Source organism: Streptosporangium sp. NBC_01639 (assembly GCF_045209755.1).
Taxonomy (GTDB): domain Bacteria; phylum Actinomycetota; class Actinomycetes; order Streptosporangiales; family Streptosporangiaceae; genus Streptosporangium.
Map to the genome: position 1 here is coordinate 6,244,416 of NZ_CP109272.1, position 14,482 is coordinate 6,258,897.

General features: G+C 69.7%; 13 protein-coding genes. 11 read left to right on the forward strand and 2 right to left on the reverse strand.

The features are described 5' to 3' along the window. The first annotated feature begins 6 nt into the window (after positions 1 to 6). Positions 7 to 1,473: a peptidoglycan D,D-transpeptidase FtsI family protein gene (locus OHA77_RS28580; protein WP_406312493.1), complete on the forward strand. Its 1,467-nt coding sequence runs from the start codon at positions 7 to 9 to the stop codon at positions 1,471 to 1,473. Between the two features lie 141 nt (positions 1,474 to 1,614). On the opposite strand, the gene OHA77_RS28585 is transcribed toward OHA77_RS28580, so the two are convergent. Continuing rightward, positions 1,615 to 3,540 (reverse strand): ABC transporter ATP-binding protein, encoded by a 1,926-nt coding sequence (locus OHA77_RS28585; protein WP_406312495.1) that lies wholly within the window; start codon positions 3,538 to 3,540, stop codon positions 1,615 to 1,617. 319 nt (positions 3,541 to 3,859) lie between these two features. Between OHA77_RS28585 and OHA77_RS28590 the strand changes: the two genes are divergently transcribed. The 3 genes from OHA77_RS28590 (at position 3,860) to OHA77_RS28600 (ending at position 7,537) form a co-directional block, all read left to right on the forward strand. Further along, positions 3,860 to 6,352 (forward strand): ATP-binding protein, encoded by a 2,493-nt coding sequence (locus OHA77_RS28590; protein ID WP_406312496.1) that lies wholly within the window; start codon positions 3,860 to 3,862, stop codon positions 6,350 to 6,352. Between the two features lie 108 nt (positions 6,353 to 6,460). Next, positions 6,461 to 6,592 carry a hypothetical protein gene (locus OHA77_RS28595; RefSeq protein WP_326825106.1) on the forward strand — a complete coding sequence of 44 codons (132 nt, stop codon included), beginning with the start codon at positions 6,461 to 6,463 and terminating at the stop codon, positions 6,590 to 6,592. Positions 6,593 to 6,760: 168 nt separating this feature from the next. Then, complete coding sequence (locus tag OHA77_RS28600) at positions 6,761 to 7,537, forward strand: AMP-binding protein (protein ID WP_326825105.1); 777 nt, start codon at positions 6,761 to 6,763, stop codon at positions 7,535 to 7,537. Between the two features lie 79 nt (positions 7,538 to 7,616). Here the strand turns inward: OHA77_RS28600 and OHA77_RS28605 are convergent, their stop codons facing one another. Continuing rightward, the gene (locus OHA77_RS28605) at positions 7,617 to 8,486 is read right to left on the reverse strand and encodes an NAD(P)H-binding protein (RefSeq protein ID WP_406312497.1); all 870 of its coding nucleotides are present in this window, start codon (positions 8,484 to 8,486) and stop codon (positions 7,617 to 7,619) included. Positions 8,487 to 8,565: 79 nt separating this feature from the next. Here OHA77_RS28605 and OHA77_RS28610 point away from each other — a divergent pair, with 79 nt between their 5' ends. The 7 genes from OHA77_RS28610 (at position 8,566) to OHA77_RS28640 (ending at position 14,476) form a co-directional block, all read left to right on the forward strand. Then, positions 8,566 to 9,006 (forward strand): winged helix-turn-helix transcriptional regulator, encoded by a 441-nt coding sequence (locus tag OHA77_RS28610; RefSeq protein ID WP_406312498.1) that lies wholly within the window; start codon positions 8,566 to 8,568, stop codon positions 9,004 to 9,006. Positions 9,007 to 9,141: 135 nt separating this feature from the next. Continuing rightward, positions 9,142 to 10,428: an ABC transporter substrate-binding protein gene (locus OHA77_RS28615; RefSeq protein WP_406312499.1), complete on the forward strand. Its 1,287-nt coding sequence runs from the start codon at positions 9,142 to 9,144 to the stop codon at positions 10,426 to 10,428. A gap of 61 nt (positions 10,429 to 10,489) precedes the next feature. Next, positions 10,490 to 11,377: a carbohydrate ABC transporter permease gene (locus tag OHA77_RS28620; RefSeq protein ID WP_406319888.1), complete on the forward strand. Its 888-nt coding sequence runs from the start codon at positions 10,490 to 10,492 to the stop codon at positions 11,375 to 11,377. Next, on the forward strand, positions 11,374 to 12,291 hold the full coding sequence (locus OHA77_RS28625; RefSeq protein WP_406312500.1) for a carbohydrate ABC transporter permease: 918 nt from the start codon (positions 11,374 to 11,376) through the stop codon (positions 12,289 to 12,291). The genes OHA77_RS28620 and OHA77_RS28625 overlap by 4 nt, the downstream gene beginning before the upstream one ends. A gap of 279 nt (positions 12,292 to 12,570) precedes the next feature. Further along, entirely contained in the window at positions 12,571 to 13,173 is a 603-nt protein-coding gene (locus OHA77_RS28630) for a GNAT family N-acetyltransferase (protein ID WP_406312502.1), read from the forward strand. 227 nt (positions 13,174 to 13,400) lie between these two features. Then, positions 13,401 to 14,111 carry a hypothetical protein gene (locus OHA77_RS28635; protein WP_406312503.1) on the forward strand — a complete coding sequence of 237 codons (711 nt, stop codon included), beginning with the start codon at positions 13,401 to 13,403 and terminating at the stop codon, positions 14,109 to 14,111. A gap of 44 nt (positions 14,112 to 14,155) precedes the next feature. Then, the gene (locus OHA77_RS28640) at positions 14,156 to 14,476 is read left to right on the forward strand and encodes a hypothetical protein (protein WP_406312504.1); all 321 of its coding nucleotides are present in this window, start codon (positions 14,156 to 14,158) and stop codon (positions 14,474 to 14,476) included. Positions 14,477 to 14,482 lie beyond the last annotated feature (6 nt).

Sequence of the window (14,482 nt, forward strand, 5' to 3'; positions counted from 1 at the left end):
GGGCTCATGGCCGCCGCACCACGGGCGCGCCGGATCAACATCCCCCTCCGGCGCACCGCCGTGATCTGCGGTGTCATGCTGTTCGCCCTCCTCGCCAAGGTGACCTACATCCAGGTGTTCCAGGTCGATCGGCTCAACGAGAACCCGCGCAACCACCGGATCATGATGGCGCGATTCGACGGCCCCAGAGGCGAGATCGTGCTCGGCGACGGCACCCTCATCGCGGCCAGCCTCAGGAACGACGACGGCCGGTTCAGATACCGGAGGACCTACCCCCAGGGCCCGCTCTACGCCGCGGTGACCGGCTATGTCTCGCTGTACGGCCAGACCGGCGTCGAGGAGGCCGAGGACGCCGCGCTGTCCGGAGACGACCCCCCGGTGAAGGTCCGTTCGCTGGTGAACGGTATCGAGGGCGGGGCCACGCTCGAACTCACCCTCGACAGCCGGGCGCAGCGGGCCGCCTACGAGGCGCTGCGCGCCACCGGCAGGCCCGGGGCCGCCGTCGCGATCGACCCCGCCACCGGCGCGATCCTGGCGATGGCGTCCTTCCCCACCTACGACCCGAACGTCTACACCACCTTCGACGGCACCCGGCTGGACAGGGCGGACCGGCGACTGCGAGGCGATCCGGCCGATCCGCTGCTGAACCGGGCGCTCCAGCAGAACTACCCACCGGGCTCCACCTTCAAGGTCGTCACCAGCGCGGCCGCGCTCAGCTCGGGGAAGTACACCCCGACCGTCAAGGTCGGCGCACCGCCCGAGCTCCGGCTCCCCGGCACCGACACCTACCTGCGCAACTCCGGCGGAGCGACCTGCGGCGACGGCAACCCGCCGCTGGCCTACGCCTTCAAGGTCTCGTGCAACACCCCGTTCGCGAAGATCGGCATCGACCTCGGCCAGGACGCGCTGCGCGAGCAGGCCGAGGCGTTCGGATTCAACGACGGCGACCTCACCGTCCCCATGCCCGTGGCCAGGAGCGTCTATCCGCGGGGAATGGACCGGGCGCAGACCGCGATGTCGGCGATCGGGCAGTTCGACGACCGGGTCACCCCGCTCATGATCGCGATGATGTCGGCGGCGATCGCCAACGACGGCGTGCTGATGCGTCCCTACCTCGTGGCGGAGACCCGCCTCGCCGACGGCACGGTGGTCAGCGACACCGAGCCGTCGCGCTATCGCCGGACACTCGACGAGAGCGAGGCCAACCGCCTCACCACGATGATGGTCACCGTCACCCGGCCCGGCGGCACCGGCGAGGCCGCCACCCTCCCCGGCATCGATGTCGCGGCCAAGACCGGCACCGCGGAGAGCACCGCCTCCGGGCGCGACCACGCGGTCTTCACCGGCTTCGCCCCGGCCGCCGACCCCCGGGTGGCCGTGGGGGTCCTCGTGGAGGGCGGCGGAGCGGGCGGCCAGGTGGCTGCCCCCGTGGGGAGGGCCGTCATGCGCGCCCTGCTGGGAGACGCCGGCTGACGGGACCGTACGGCGTGCTCCGCCGGCCGCGGGGCCGTATGGGGTGTGGGTACGCGGGCCGGGTAGGCACCTGCCCTGTATGGTGCGTGGACGCTCGGGCCGGGTGCGCCCGCCGTACGGTCGTTCCGGTCGGGGCGGGGCTCAGGCCGAGTAGGCGGCGGCCTGGAGGCCGTAGAGGTCTGCATACAGGCCGTCGACCTCCATCAGCCGGTCGTGGGTGCCCTCCTCGATGACCTTGCCGTGGTCCAGGACATAGATCCGATCGGCATAGCGGACGCTGGCCAGCCGGTGGGTGATCAGCAGGACGGTGCGGCCGTCGGCGTGCCGCCGGATGCGCTCGAAGAGGGCGTGCTCGGCACGGGCGTCGAGGGCGGCGGTGGGCTCGTCGCAGATCAGCAGCGGCGCGTCCCGGTGGAATCCACGGGCGACGGCGATCCGCTGCCACTGGCCGCCGGACAGCTCCTGACCGTCCTTGAACCGCCGGTCGAGCAGGGTGCTGTAGCCGTGGGGCAGCTCGGCGACGACCTGGTCGGCGCCCGCCACCTCGGCTGCCGAGATCAGCGCCGCCTCCCCCTTGTCGGTGCCCATGCTGATGTTGTGTCGGGCCGTCAGCGGCCAGCGCGTGTGGTCCTGGGCGATGACCGCGATGTGGTGCCGGAGCCGGTCGGGGTCGACGTCGGCCAGATCGGTTCCGTCCCACCGGACGCTCCCGCTGTCCGGTCCGTAGAGACCGGACAGGATCTTGGCCAGTGTCGTCTTGCCCGAACCGTTCTCACCGACGAGGGCGATCACCTCGCCCCGGTCGATGCGGATCGACACCCCCTGGAGCGCGGGGGTGCCGGACCCGGGGTAGGTGAAGACGACATCCTCGGCGGTGATCCGCTCGAACGTCTCCGGAGCCTGGCCGGGGTATTCCGACCGCAGCCGGCCCTCCGCGTCGGCACAGAAGTCGAGGAAGTCGGTGAAGTAGAGGCCTTCCTCGTAGAGGCGGTTGGTGGCATACATGAGATTGGCCAGATATGTCTGACCTGACCGGATGGCCAGCACCGCCGTGCCCGCCACGGCCAGTGGCATCGCGCCCAGGGCGAGCAGCAGGCCGAGGGCGACGTAGACCAGAGCCGTCCCGACCCCGCCGAGCCCCTCTCCCACGATCTTCGTGAACGTCTGCCGCCGCGCCAGGCTCAACAGGATGGACTGCTCGGCGGTGGCCACCGCGTCGTACATCCGCATCAGGAAGCCCCGCATGGTGAACGAACGCACCTCCGCGGCCGCCTCACGCTCCGCCAGCAGCTCCGCGATGATCCACTTGCGGCGGCTGGCGGGGATCAGCGCGTACATCGTGGTGTAGCGCATCCGCGCCGAGCGGATCGCGGCCCACGCGTCCGGCAGGACCGCCAGCACCAGCAACGGCACGAGCACCGGGTGGAGCACCCCGAGCACACCCGCGGCGGCGAGGATCCCGATGATCGCCGTCAGCACGTTGACCGTGGTGCCGACCACCACGTCCGCCATGGCCACTCCACGCGACCTGGCGCGCTGGAGCGCGTCGTGGAAGTCGGGGTCGTCGAAGGCGGCCAGGCCGACCTGGCTGGTCAGCCCGTACAGCCGCTCCTCGGCGATCCGGCTCACCTGGGGATCCAGTCGTGACTGCGCCCAGCCCGCGCCCGCCTGCGTCAGCGTGCGCAGGGTGCCGGCCGCACCCACCAGGACCAGAGCGGGCAGGGCGGCCACCACCCGATCCGGGGTCGGTCCTGCCGCGAACAGGGCCGACAGGACGCCGGTGGTGGCCAGCAGCCCGAACGCGGTGAACACACCGGCGAGCAGGCTCAGGACGATCGTGATGACGGTGTCACGGGGACTGGCCAGCCACGCCAGCCGGATGGCCTGGGACACCAGGGCGGGCAGCCGGCGCGCGATGGTCAGGAAGCCGATGCCGGTCATCTTTCCTATATGGGCGTGCCACTCGGAGAGGCTGAGCTCGCCGAGTTCGGCAGCGGGGGAGGGGTCGGGAGAGGCGCCCTGCTTGGGTGTGGTGGGAGACGCGGGTTTCGGGGGAGTGTCGGCCATGGACGCAGTGTGAACCGCGGCACTGACAATCTGCCATCGGTTGACCACGTAAGGTCACGGCGGTCGGTGGAGCCCCGGGTCGCCTGCCCGTCGTCGCCGGGCCGGTCGCGGGTTCCGGTAGTGGCCGGCTTCGGGGGCGGGCCGCGGCGGAGCCGCGGGCGGCGGCCTCCCCGGCGCCCATGCGAGCCCGTCGCGACGACGCGTTGGACGCGGTCCGGGTAATCCGGGCGTGCGAAATGGGGCTAAGACTGGGCACGGCACGGTAATTGGTGCCACACTTTCCGTGACGGCCAGCCCGCGACCTCCCCCCAAAGAGCCGATGACACAGGACACCGCACACGTGCCCCTTCCCGGCAGTGCCGCCCTTACCGGTGGCAATCTTCCTCTTGAGCCCAACGCCTTCGTCGGCCGTGAGGGTGACGTGGAGGAGCTTGTCGAGTTGCTGGGCGTCGCCAGGCTGGTGACCCTGTGCGGTGCGGGCGGCATCGGCAAGAGCAGGCTGGCGATCCGGGTGGCCGCCCAGGTGACGGCGGAGTTCCCCGGTGGGGTCTGGCTGGTGGAGCTGGCGGAGACCGTACGCGGCGATCTGATCGCCCCCCGGGTCGCCGCCGTGCTCGGGGTGAAGGCCGAGCCCTCGCGCCCGCTGGCCGACACGCTGATCGACGCGCTCGGCAACCGGAACCTGCTGTTGATCATCGACAACTGCGAGTCGCTCATCGACGAGTCGGCCCGCTTCTGCCGGGCGGTGCTCACTGTCTGCCCGCGGGTGCGGGTGCTCACCACCAGCCGGGAGCCGCTGCGGGTGGCGGGGGAGACCGTGTGGCGGGTCCCGCCCCTCACGCTGCCCCGGACCGACGCCCACGACCCCACCGGCGGCGAGGCCGTGCGCCTTTTCGTCGACCGTGCCACCGCCGCCTCGCGCGGCTTCGCCGTCACCGACCAGAACACCGGCGACATCGCGAGCCTGTGCGAGGCGCTCGACGGGATGCCCCTGGCCATCGAGCTGGCCGCCGCGCTGTGCAGGGTGCTGACCGTGGAGCAGATCCACGCCCGGCTCAGAGACCGTTTCCGCCTGCTGTCCGCCGGTGACCGGATGGCCCCGGCCAGGCATCAGACGCTCCGGGCGACCGTCGACTGGAGCTACCAGCAGCTCAAGGAGCCCGAGCGGATCCTGCTGCGCAGGCTGGCGGCGTTCACCGGAGGATGGACGCTGGACATGGCCGAGCAGGTGTGCGCGGGCGACGGGCTGTGGGCCGAGGACGTCCTGAGCGTGCTCTGCGACCTGGTCGACAAGTCGCTGGTGCTGGCCGACGCGGAGGTCGCCGGCGAGACGCGCTACCGGATGCTGGAGACGATCCGCCAGTACGCCGCCGAGCAGCTCGACACCTCCGGGGAGGAGGCCGCGCTGCGGCGGCGGCACCGGGACCACATGATCGAGGTCGCCGGGCGCATCCATCAGACCATCGTCCGGCGCCCCCGTCCGACCTGGGCGGAGATCTCCCCGATGCTGGTCATGCTGGACGAGCTGCAGTCCAACGTGTGGGCCGCAGTGCGCTGGTCGGCCGAGGCGGACGATCCGGAGAGCGCGCTCAGTCTGCTGGTGCTGCTCCGCTGGCCGATCATCGCCAGTGGCAGGTTCACCCCGGCGGACGAGTGGCTGGACCGCCTCCTCGCGATGGAGATGGCGGAGCTGACGCCGAGCGTGCGGGCCAACGCCCTCGTGCTGCGCGGGCAGGTGGCCTTCGGGCAGGGGGATCCCGGCACCGCGCAGGTCGCCTGCACGGCCGCGGCCGAACTGTGCCGGAAGACGGGCCTGCACGGACCGCTGAGCGGGGCGCTCGCCATCCTCGCCTGGGTGGCCATCTACCAGCGCCGGCCCGAGCGGGCCAGGTCCTTCCTGGACGAGGCGCTGGAGGCCGTGCACAGGGTCGACGACCCGTGGCACGAGATGGTGATCCGCTCCATGGAGGGGACGTTCGCCCTGTCCGAGGGACGGGCCAAGGAGTCACGGCGCTCCTTCGAGGCCGCCCTGGCCATCGCGCACGAGCTGGACAACCACTGGGCCGCCCCGGTCGCGCTCATCGGCCTGGCCCAGGTCGCCTGGCTGCGGGGTGATCTGGCGGAGGCCCGCGCCTACTACGAACAGGCCCTCGACCTGCTCCAGGACATCACCGCGCACTGGCAGGCCATCACCTGCCTGTCGGGTCTGGGCCGGATCGCCCTGGCCCAGGGCGACCTCGCCACCGCGCGTGTCAGGTTGATCGAGAGCCTGCGGCTCTGCCAGGGGACGGGCCAGCGCCTCGGCGTGGCCCGGCGGATCGAGACACTCGCGCAGCTCGCGCTGGCCGAGGAGGACGACCGCCGGGCGGTGCGCCTGGCGGGGGCCTCCGCCGCGATCCGGAGCGCGATGAGCGGTGCCGTTCTCCCCTCCGGCTTCGGCGCGCGAATGGAGGAGCTGCTCCAGCCGGCCCGGATGCGGCTCGGTGAGGCGCTGGTCGCCCAGCTCTGGGCGCACGGGCAGGAGATGTCCCAGGAGCAGGCGGTCCGTTACGCGCTGCAGGGCGACGAGCAGTCGGACGTGCCCATGATGACAGGCAGGCACCCGGCCGCGGCTCCGCTCACCACGCTCACCGGCAGGGAGTGGGAGATCGCCGGGCTGATCGCCAGGGGGCTGAGCAACAAGGCCATCGCCGACGAACTGGTGATCAGTCCCGCGACCGCGGCCCGGCACGTGGCCAACATCCTGGCCAAGCTCGGCTTCTCCTCACGCACCCAGGTGGCCACCTGGGTGATCGAGCAGAACCGCAGTTGAGACGCCCTGCTACATATTGTGTCTACACATCAGGGGCCGCATAGATACATCTCGGGATACGCACTCCGGAGCATGCGCCGGGACCGGCTGCCGCCGTACGTTTCCCTGGTGTTCGACCGAAGGCGCCCAGCCTTCCGCACCGTGCTCGCCGCAGCGGCGGCCCGGTGTCGGCAGGCCCACACCATCCCCGGCGTCTCGGTCGAGCACGCCGGGAACGTCGCGTGTCCCGCCGACGGCTGAGGTCTCCTCGGAGGGGTGGGGACCGAAGGCCAGGGAGCACGTGGCAGCGGGCTCGAGTCGCGCAGGGCTCGAGCCCGCCTTCCCCGGCGGAGCGGGTTTTCGAATACATACCCATCTACATACATCTGCCGATGCCTGGGCGAAGGGGCCGCCCATACCGTCGGCGGTATGAGACCCACCTCGTCCATCAAGGGCACCCTCACCGAGGCGGTGTTCGGTTACGCGTACGAGCGGGGTGACCGGCCCGCGCTGATCGATCTCGACGCGGGAGTGGTGTACGGCCACCGCCGCCTGGCCGACGAGGTGACGCGAGGGGCATCGGGTCTGGTCCGGCGGGGTGCCCGGCGCCGTCAGGTGGCGGGGATCCACGTGGACAACGCCGCCGCGCAGACCCTGGCGGTGCACACCGTCATCGCGGCCGGCGGGGTGGCGGCCCCGGTGGGGTTCGGCAGCGGCGAGATGGCCGGGCTGCTGGTCCGGTGGGACGCCCGGCTGCTCATCACGACCCCTGATCTGGCGGAGGCGTCGTTGCAGGCCGCCGAGGACTCCAGGGTCCGGCAGGTGATCGCCTTCGGCCCGGCCCGTGACACCGTCGACTTCGCCGATCTGCTGCTGCTCGAACCCGGCCCGCTGCCCCTGTTCGATCCGTCCGTGCAGCCCGCCCTGCTGACCGAGGACGAGGGGCTGCTCACCCACCATGATCTGATCGTCCGGATGCGGGAGCTGGACAGGCTCGCCGTGCTGGAGAAGTCGGACGTCCTGCTGGTGACCTGGCCTCTGGCGGGCAACACCCTGGCCATGACGACCCTGGTCGGGCTGGCCCTGATGCGCGGCGCCCTGGTCGTGGTGGCCCCCGGCCTCTCGCCTCTCGAACTGTCGTCGACCATCCACGACTTCGGCGTCACCGTGATGGCCCTGCTCGACGGAGCGGTCCAGCGCGTCTAGGCATCGCGTGGACCGGCCGGGCCGCTCCGCGCGGGGCGAGAGGTTCAGCCGCCGGGCCGCTCCGCGCGGGGGGAGAGGTTCAGTCGCCGAGCAGCTCCTCGCGATGCGAGGTGAAGAACTCGGTGATCGACGCGGGTGACCGGCCGGTCAGGCGCTGGACCGCGTGCGTGGTGATATCAAACCATCCATCCCGTTTCGTGGCTCCTGTCGCGCTCCAACCGAGGGCAATGGGTTCCGGTACGCCCTGTGCGAGGAGCGCCGGAGCCATTTCCTCGTCACTGACCGGCTGGTGGCGGACCCGCCGGCCGGTGGCCTCGGTCAGCGCGGCGGCGATGTCGGCGTCGGTCACCGCCTCCGGTCCGGTGACCTCCAGCAGTTGCCCGCTGCTGCCACCCTCGGCGAGCACGGCGGCGGCCACGGCGGCACTGTCGTCGCGGGTGATGTAGCCGACTCGGCCCTGCCCGGTGTTGCTGGGCAGGACACCGGCGGCGACCGCACATGGTGCTATCCCCGCCAGGGTCCACATCTCCGGCCAGGTGTTGAAGCGCAGCACGGTGAACGGCAGCCCCGACTCCATCAGGATCCGCTCTGTATCGCGGTGGTCGGCCGCGACCCGCACGGGATTGCCCGGCTCGCCGGCCCGGACGATCGAGGTGTAGACGACATGGCCGACGCCCGCCTTGACCGCGGCGTCGATCGCTTCGGTCTGCAGGCTCAGCCGCTGCGGGACGGGCCCGAGACTCATGATGAGCAGGCGTTCCGCACCGTCGAACGCGCCGATCAGGCTGCCGGGATCGGCGAGGTCGGCGAACCGGGTCCCGACCCCGAGATCGGCGGCCTTGTCGGGGGTACGCGACAGCGCCGTCACCCGGGAGGCGTCGACGCGCTGGAGAAGGTGTTCGACAATGCGGCGGCCCAGGTTTCCTGACGCTCCGCTCACCACGATCATATGAAGCTCCTCGATTATGGGGTGATACGTAGCCTTGAGCATCGACGTGCAGAGGCCGTCCGCGAAAGAAGGCACATTGATGTCCCCTCCCCACGACCACCCGACCGATGTCGGCGTCGCCGTTCCGGTCACGCCGGACGAGCACGAGAGCTGCCCGGCGACCGCCGTGCTGCGCCGGGTCGGCGACAAGTGGACCCCGGTGGTCCTGTCTCTGCTGGCCGGGGGGAGCCGCGGCTTCAACGAGCTGGACCGCTCGGTGGAGGGCCTCAGCCGGCGGATGCTCACCCGCACGCTCCGCACCCTGGAACGGGACGGCCTGGTCAGCCGTACCGCCCACCCGGGTGCCGCGGCGCGGGTGGAGTACACGCTCACCCATCTGGGCCACTCGTTACGGGAGTCGCTGCTCGTGCTGAGCCGATGGGCGGTCGTCCACGACGACGATCTGCGGGCGGCCCGGGCCGGCTACGACGCCACCCACGTGCAGCCCGGGATCCCCTCTGCCTCACGGGGTACGGCCTAGATCAAAATGCGGAGAAGTTATCCGCGCGCACCTTGACGTCGCTCGGTGTGAAGTGGGTTGATAGCAATGCTGACAACGTTGTCATCTTTCTCGGGGGGAATCTGTGAAACCTCGACCCCGAAGGGACGGGAAGCTATGCGACGACGGTGGATGGCGGCCGTCGCGGTCACCGTGGCAGGCCTGCTCACCCTGACCGCCTGTGGTGACGGCGGTGGTGCCGCGCAGAGCCCGCAAGCTGACGCGAAGAAGAAGGTCGAGGTCTTCTCCTGGTGGACCGGACCAGGCGAGGCCGACGGCCTGAAGGCCATGAAAGAGATCTTCGAGAAGCAGAACACCGGTCTGACCTTCTTCGACGCGGCCGTGGCGGGTGGTTCCGGCGACAAGGCCCGTGCGCTGCTGGCCACCAAACTGCAGGCCGACACGCCGCCGGACACCTTCCAGGGGCACGCGGGCGCGGAACTGCAGGGCTACATCAAGGCCGGCGACCTGGAGCCGGTCAACTTCCTCTACGACGAGCTCAAGCTGAAGGACGTCTTCCCGCAGCAGTTGATCGATCAGATCAGTGTGGCAGGGAAGATCTACTCCGTCCCGGTCAACATCCACCGCTCCAACGTGATGTGGTTCAACCCCGGCGTGCTCAAGGAGGCGGGTGTCGCCGAGGTCCCCAAGACGATCGAGGAGTTCGTCGCGGCCCTGGAGAAGGTCAAGAAGACGGGCAAGATCCCGCTCGCGATCGGCTCCGAGTGGACCATGGTGCACCTGCTGGAGAGTGTGCTGCTCGGCTCCCTCGGCACCGACGCCTACAACCGGCTCTGGACCGCGGGTTCCGACTGGTCGGGTCCGGCCATGACCAAGGCGCTGAACGACTTCAAGACGGTCCTGTCCTACGCCGGCGACCCGGCCGACGACTGGCAGCCCGCCGCCAAGCAGGTGGCCGACGGTGAGGCCGCGTTCACGATCATGGGCGACTGGGCCTACGGCTACTTCCACAACCCGCCGGACGGCGGCCTGGGCAAGACGTCCAAGACCGACTTCGACTGGGCGCCCTCGCCCGGCACCGGCGGCACCTTCATGTGGCTGTCGGACAGCTTCACCCTGCCCAAGGGCGCACCGAACCGCGACGGGGCGGTGGCCTGGCTGAAGGTGGCGGCGAGCAAGGAGGGCCAGGACGCCTTCAACCCCAAGAAGGGGTCTATCCCGGCCCGTAAGGACGCCGACACCTCCCTCTACACCGACTACCTCGCCGACGCGCTGAAGGACTGGGGGAGCAACAAGCTCGCCGGGTCCATCCAGCACGGCGTCAACGTCAACGACGCCTGGCGCGTCTCGATCAACGAGGCGGTCGGCCTGTTCCACGGGGACAAGGACGTGGCGGCGCTCCAGGCCGCACTGGCCGAGGCCGCCAAGAGCTCGGGTCAGTGATACCCGGTACGGCCCGCGGTGCCGCGGGCCGTACCTCCCCCAATCCGGAGAAAGGGTGCAAGTGACACGGGTGCGCAGGTGGCTTCCGGGGTTGCTGCTGGTCACGCCGTCGATCATCGCCATCGCGGTCTTCGTGTACGGCATGCTCGGCTGGAACTTCCGGCTGGCCATGACCGACAAGCACGACGAGGTCTCCGAGGGGAGCTTCGTCGGCCTGGAGAACTTCGTCTCGCTCTGGGACCAGAAGCGGTGGGGCATCTCGGTCGACCACGCGATCGTCTTCACCGTGGTGTTCGTGGCCGGGGCGCTGGTGCTGGGCTGGCTGCTGGCGTTCCTGATGGAGAAGGGGATCAGGGGCGAGGGGACCTTCCGGACGATCTACCTGTTCCCGATGGCGATCTCATTCGTGGCGACCGGGGTGGTCTGGCGCTGGCTGATGAACTCCGGCCAGGACGAGCGGGCGGTCGGGCTGAACCGGCTCTTCGATAATTTGGGCCTGGACTTCCTGCAGTGGGAGTGGTTCCGGAACCCGGACTGGGGGATGGCGGCCATGGCCATCCCAGCAATCTGGCAAATGTCTGGATATGTCATGGCATTGTTCCTGGCGGGCTTCCGGGGTGTCCCCGAGGACCTCCGGGAGGCCGCCCGGGTGGACGGCTGCACCGAGTGGCAGGTCTACCAGCACATCGTGCTGCCGCTGCTCCGGCCGGTGACGCTGTCCGCGCTGATCATCCTCGGCCACATCTCGCTGAAGGTCTTCGACCTGATCATGGCGGTCTCCGGCAAGCAGATCATCACCGACGTCCCCGCCGTGTTCATGTGGGTCGCGGTCTTCGACTCCCACGACCCGGCCAAGGGGGCCACCATCGCGTCCTACATCGTGCTCGCGGTGAGCCTCTTCGTCATCCCCTATCTCGTCTGGACCCTTCGCAAGGAGAAGCGGTCATGACGGTCACCGAGACCCGGATCCCTCCGGTGGGGGCACAGGCGTCCGGGGAGCGGGCCAGACGGCGGGCGGGCTGGACGCGCGGCGTCCGGCTGACGCTGCTGGTCGCCTTTCTGGTGATCTTCCTGATCCCGGTCTACGTGCTGCTGGTCACCAGCTTCAAGCCGCTGACCGAGGCCGACCCCGGCCGGGCCTGGGCACTGCCGGAGGTGTGGACGCTGCAGCCGTGGCGGGTGGCGTGGGAGAAGCTCGCACCCGGTATATGGAACAGCGTGCTGCTGGCCGTACCAGGTGCGCTGATCTCCGCCGCGCTGGGCTCCATGAACGGCTACGTGCTGTCGAAGTGGCGCTTCCCCGGCGCCGACGTGCTGTTCACGCTGTTCCTGTTCGGCATGTTCATCCCCTACCAGGGCGTCATGATCCCGCTGGTCCAGCTCCTGGTGAAGTTCAACGAGATCACCCAGGACCTCACCGGGGTGCCGGGCGTCTTCTACGGCGCGATCCCGGGGCTGCTCCTCACCCACGTGGTCTACGGCATCCCGATCTGCACGCTGATCTTCCGCAACTACTACGTCACCATCCCGGACGAGCTCATCGAGGCGGCCCGGGTGGACGGCGCGGGGATGCTGCGGACCTACCGGTCGGTGGTGCTGCCGGTCTCCGGGCCCGCCTTCGCGGTGGTGATCATCTGGCAGTTCACCTCGATGTGGAACGACTTCCTGTTCGCCGTCTTCCTCACCGGACCGCAGAGCTGGCCCACCACGGTGATGCTCAACAACATCGCCGGAGCCCAGACCGTCCCCTACAGCCAGCAGATGGCCGCGGCCCTGCTCGCCTCCGTCCCCACCATGGTGATCTACGTCCTGCTCGGCCGGTTCTTCATGCGCGGTCTCATGGCCGGAGCGCTGAAGGGCTGACCGGCGGCCGACATGGCTGCGGATCAACGCCGGAGGTCTTCGATAAAGTACGCGGACCGTCGGATCTCAACGGGGCCGGACGATCTGCGGTGCGCAGGGCGTGGCTCTGCGGGCGGGTGCGACGTGTGGTCCGGTCCCGGAGCCGGCCACGTCGGATGATGAGAAGGACGGGAGCCAGGGTGTCCCACGTCGTCGATTCCCGCCTCACGGCGGTCACGGGGGCGGTGCCGAAGGCCGCCGACCTGCTCCGCACCACCGCGATCACCATGGTCGTCGCCGATGCCTAGGTTTCCGGTCGGCGGCCACAGAGGCCTCTTCGCGGTCGTCGGAGGGTTTCTGCGGCTGCCCGCGAAACGGGCCGGCGGCAGCAGGGCGGCCGGTATACAGATAGCCCCGGTAAGACCCGATGACGCGGCGGGCATCCTGCGGGTCCACCTGGATGCCTTTCAGGACGCCTACGCCGGGGTGCCGGGGATGGACGGTGAAGCCCTCGCCCGGTTCGTCAGAGACGACCTCGCGCCTCGCAAGAAGGGTGACTGGGAGCGGGCGGCGCGTGGCGAGGGCCTGCTTGTCGCCCGGTCCGGCCAGAACGTCGTCGGGTTCTGCGAGGTCACGCGGCACAAGACCGGAGCAACGGTCAGCGGCCTGTACGTCCATCCAGAAGTCCAGGGCCTCGGTATAGGGCGGCAACTGCTCGAAAGAGGCTTGACCGGCCTTCCCCGCTCGACGAGCGTGGACCTACAGGTGGCGCTGAACACACCCGCGGTCGGATTCTACGAACATCTCGGTTTCAAAGCCGGTGAGGTCCTCCCGACTCCGGACCCACTACGCCGAGCCGGGTTGAAACTCCCGATGGTAGGCATGAAAATCACCACACCGTAGTGTGATCTGCGCGGTGAGCGGTGACCGGTGTCGACACTGGGAGATATGGCACGTTTCCATGACAGTCGATGCGATTACTGCTTGAATATCAGGCGGTCAAGAGGCATCTTCCCGGACATCAGGCTCGTGGGCGCGGTCCTCGCAGGGGGCGACCGAAGGGTCGGCCGCGGTCAGCCGAGCGATCAGGTGTTGCCGGGATCGACGCGGGTTCAGGGTGGGAGTTCGGGGTGCGCGGCAGCGGTGAGGCGGGCCCGGTCCGGGCGGTCGTCGTCGATGGACGGCTGGCATCGCTCACCATGGACGCGCGATCGTTGTCCCTGACCCCGGAGAAGCTTGCCGGTCACGTGCTGGCGGCCGTGAACGCGGCGTTGGACGACATCGTCGACCAGTCGGGTCCGGATCCCTTCCCGGCGGTCGATCCGCTGGCCCTGGCCCGGCAGTTCCGGGAGATCCGAGATGATTTCGACGTGCAGATGGGCCATGTCACCGGCTCGATACAGGCGAGCGCCCGGAAACTCCGGCAGGAGGCGGACGTCGCCGCCGAGGTGCCGAGCCTGGACTTCCGGCAGATGTTCGATCAGCTGATCGACGTGCTGGAGGCCGTCGGCGGAGCGTCCCATGACGAGGCGGAGGAACCGCTGGGAGAAGGACTCGCCGCCCGGCAGATGGTCCGGGTGGTCTGCGGGCCCGGCCCCAGGCTCGTGTCGGTGACGATCCAGCAGCGGGCGATGCGCGGGACGGCGGAGCTGTGCGACCACCTGGTGAGTGCGGTCAACCAGGCCGTCGACGGACTCCAGGAGCTCCAGGAGCGCCGCGGAGCCGGCCCTGACGAGATCATGGCTCGGATCGGGGAGCTCCAGGAGTCGGGTGTCACGCAGCTGCGGGTGTACGGGCAGGCGTTGAATGCGTTCATGGGGAGTATCCGGCCTCGGGATTGACGGCGGGGAGATCGGGATCGACGGCGGGGAGACAGGAGGGTGGCGTGGGCGCCGAACTGGAGGTCGACTACGCGCAACTGCGGCGTTCGGGAGAAGGGATCGCCGATGCCCATGCGCGGGCTCAGGCCGAGACCCTGGCCTTTCTCGAAGGGGTGGTGTCCTACGGCCAGCCATGGGGCGTCAACAACGCCGTCGGTGAGGCGATCGGCATGTGCTACGGAAGCGCGTACGAAGCGATCAAAGACTGCGTGCAGAGCAATCTGGACGAGTACCGCGCCTATGCGGGCGGTTTGCAGGCGATGACCGCCACGTACCGGTCGGGTGAGAAGCTCTCCGGTGAACACGTCGACGGTCTTCTCACGTGAGGGTGA

Coding starts and splice junctions, on each gene's coding strand:
- OHA77_RS28580 (WP_406312493.1), top strand. CDS start 7: ATGGCCGCCGCACCACGGGCGCGCCGGATCAACATCCCCCTCCGGCGC.
- OHA77_RS28585 (WP_406312495.1), bottom strand. CDS start 3,540: ATGGCCGACACTCCCCCGAAACCCGCGTCTCCCACCACACCCAAGCAG.
- OHA77_RS28590 (WP_406312496.1), top strand. CDS start 3,860: ATGACACAGGACACCGCACACGTGCCCCTTCCCGGCAGTGCCGCCCTT.
- OHA77_RS28600 (WP_326825105.1), top strand. CDS start 6,761: ATGAGACCCACCTCGTCCATCAAGGGCACCCTCACCGAGGCGGTGTTC.
- OHA77_RS28605 (WP_406312497.1), bottom strand. CDS start 8,486: ATGATCGTGGTGAGCGGAGCGTCAGGAAACCTGGGCCGCCGCATTGTC.
- OHA77_RS28610 (WP_406312498.1), top strand. CDS start 8,566: ATGTCCCCTCCCCACGACCACCCGACCGATGTCGGCGTCGCCGTTCCG.
- OHA77_RS28615 (WP_406312499.1), top strand. CDS start 9,142: ATGCGACGACGGTGGATGGCGGCCGTCGCGGTCACCGTGGCAGGCCTG.
- OHA77_RS28625 (WP_406312500.1), top strand. CDS start 11,374: ATGACGGTCACCGAGACCCGGATCCCTCCGGTGGGGGCACAGGCGTCC.
- OHA77_RS28630 (WP_406312502.1), top strand. CDS start 12,571: ATGCCTAGGTTTCCGGTCGGCGGCCACAGAGGCCTCTTCGCGGTCGTC.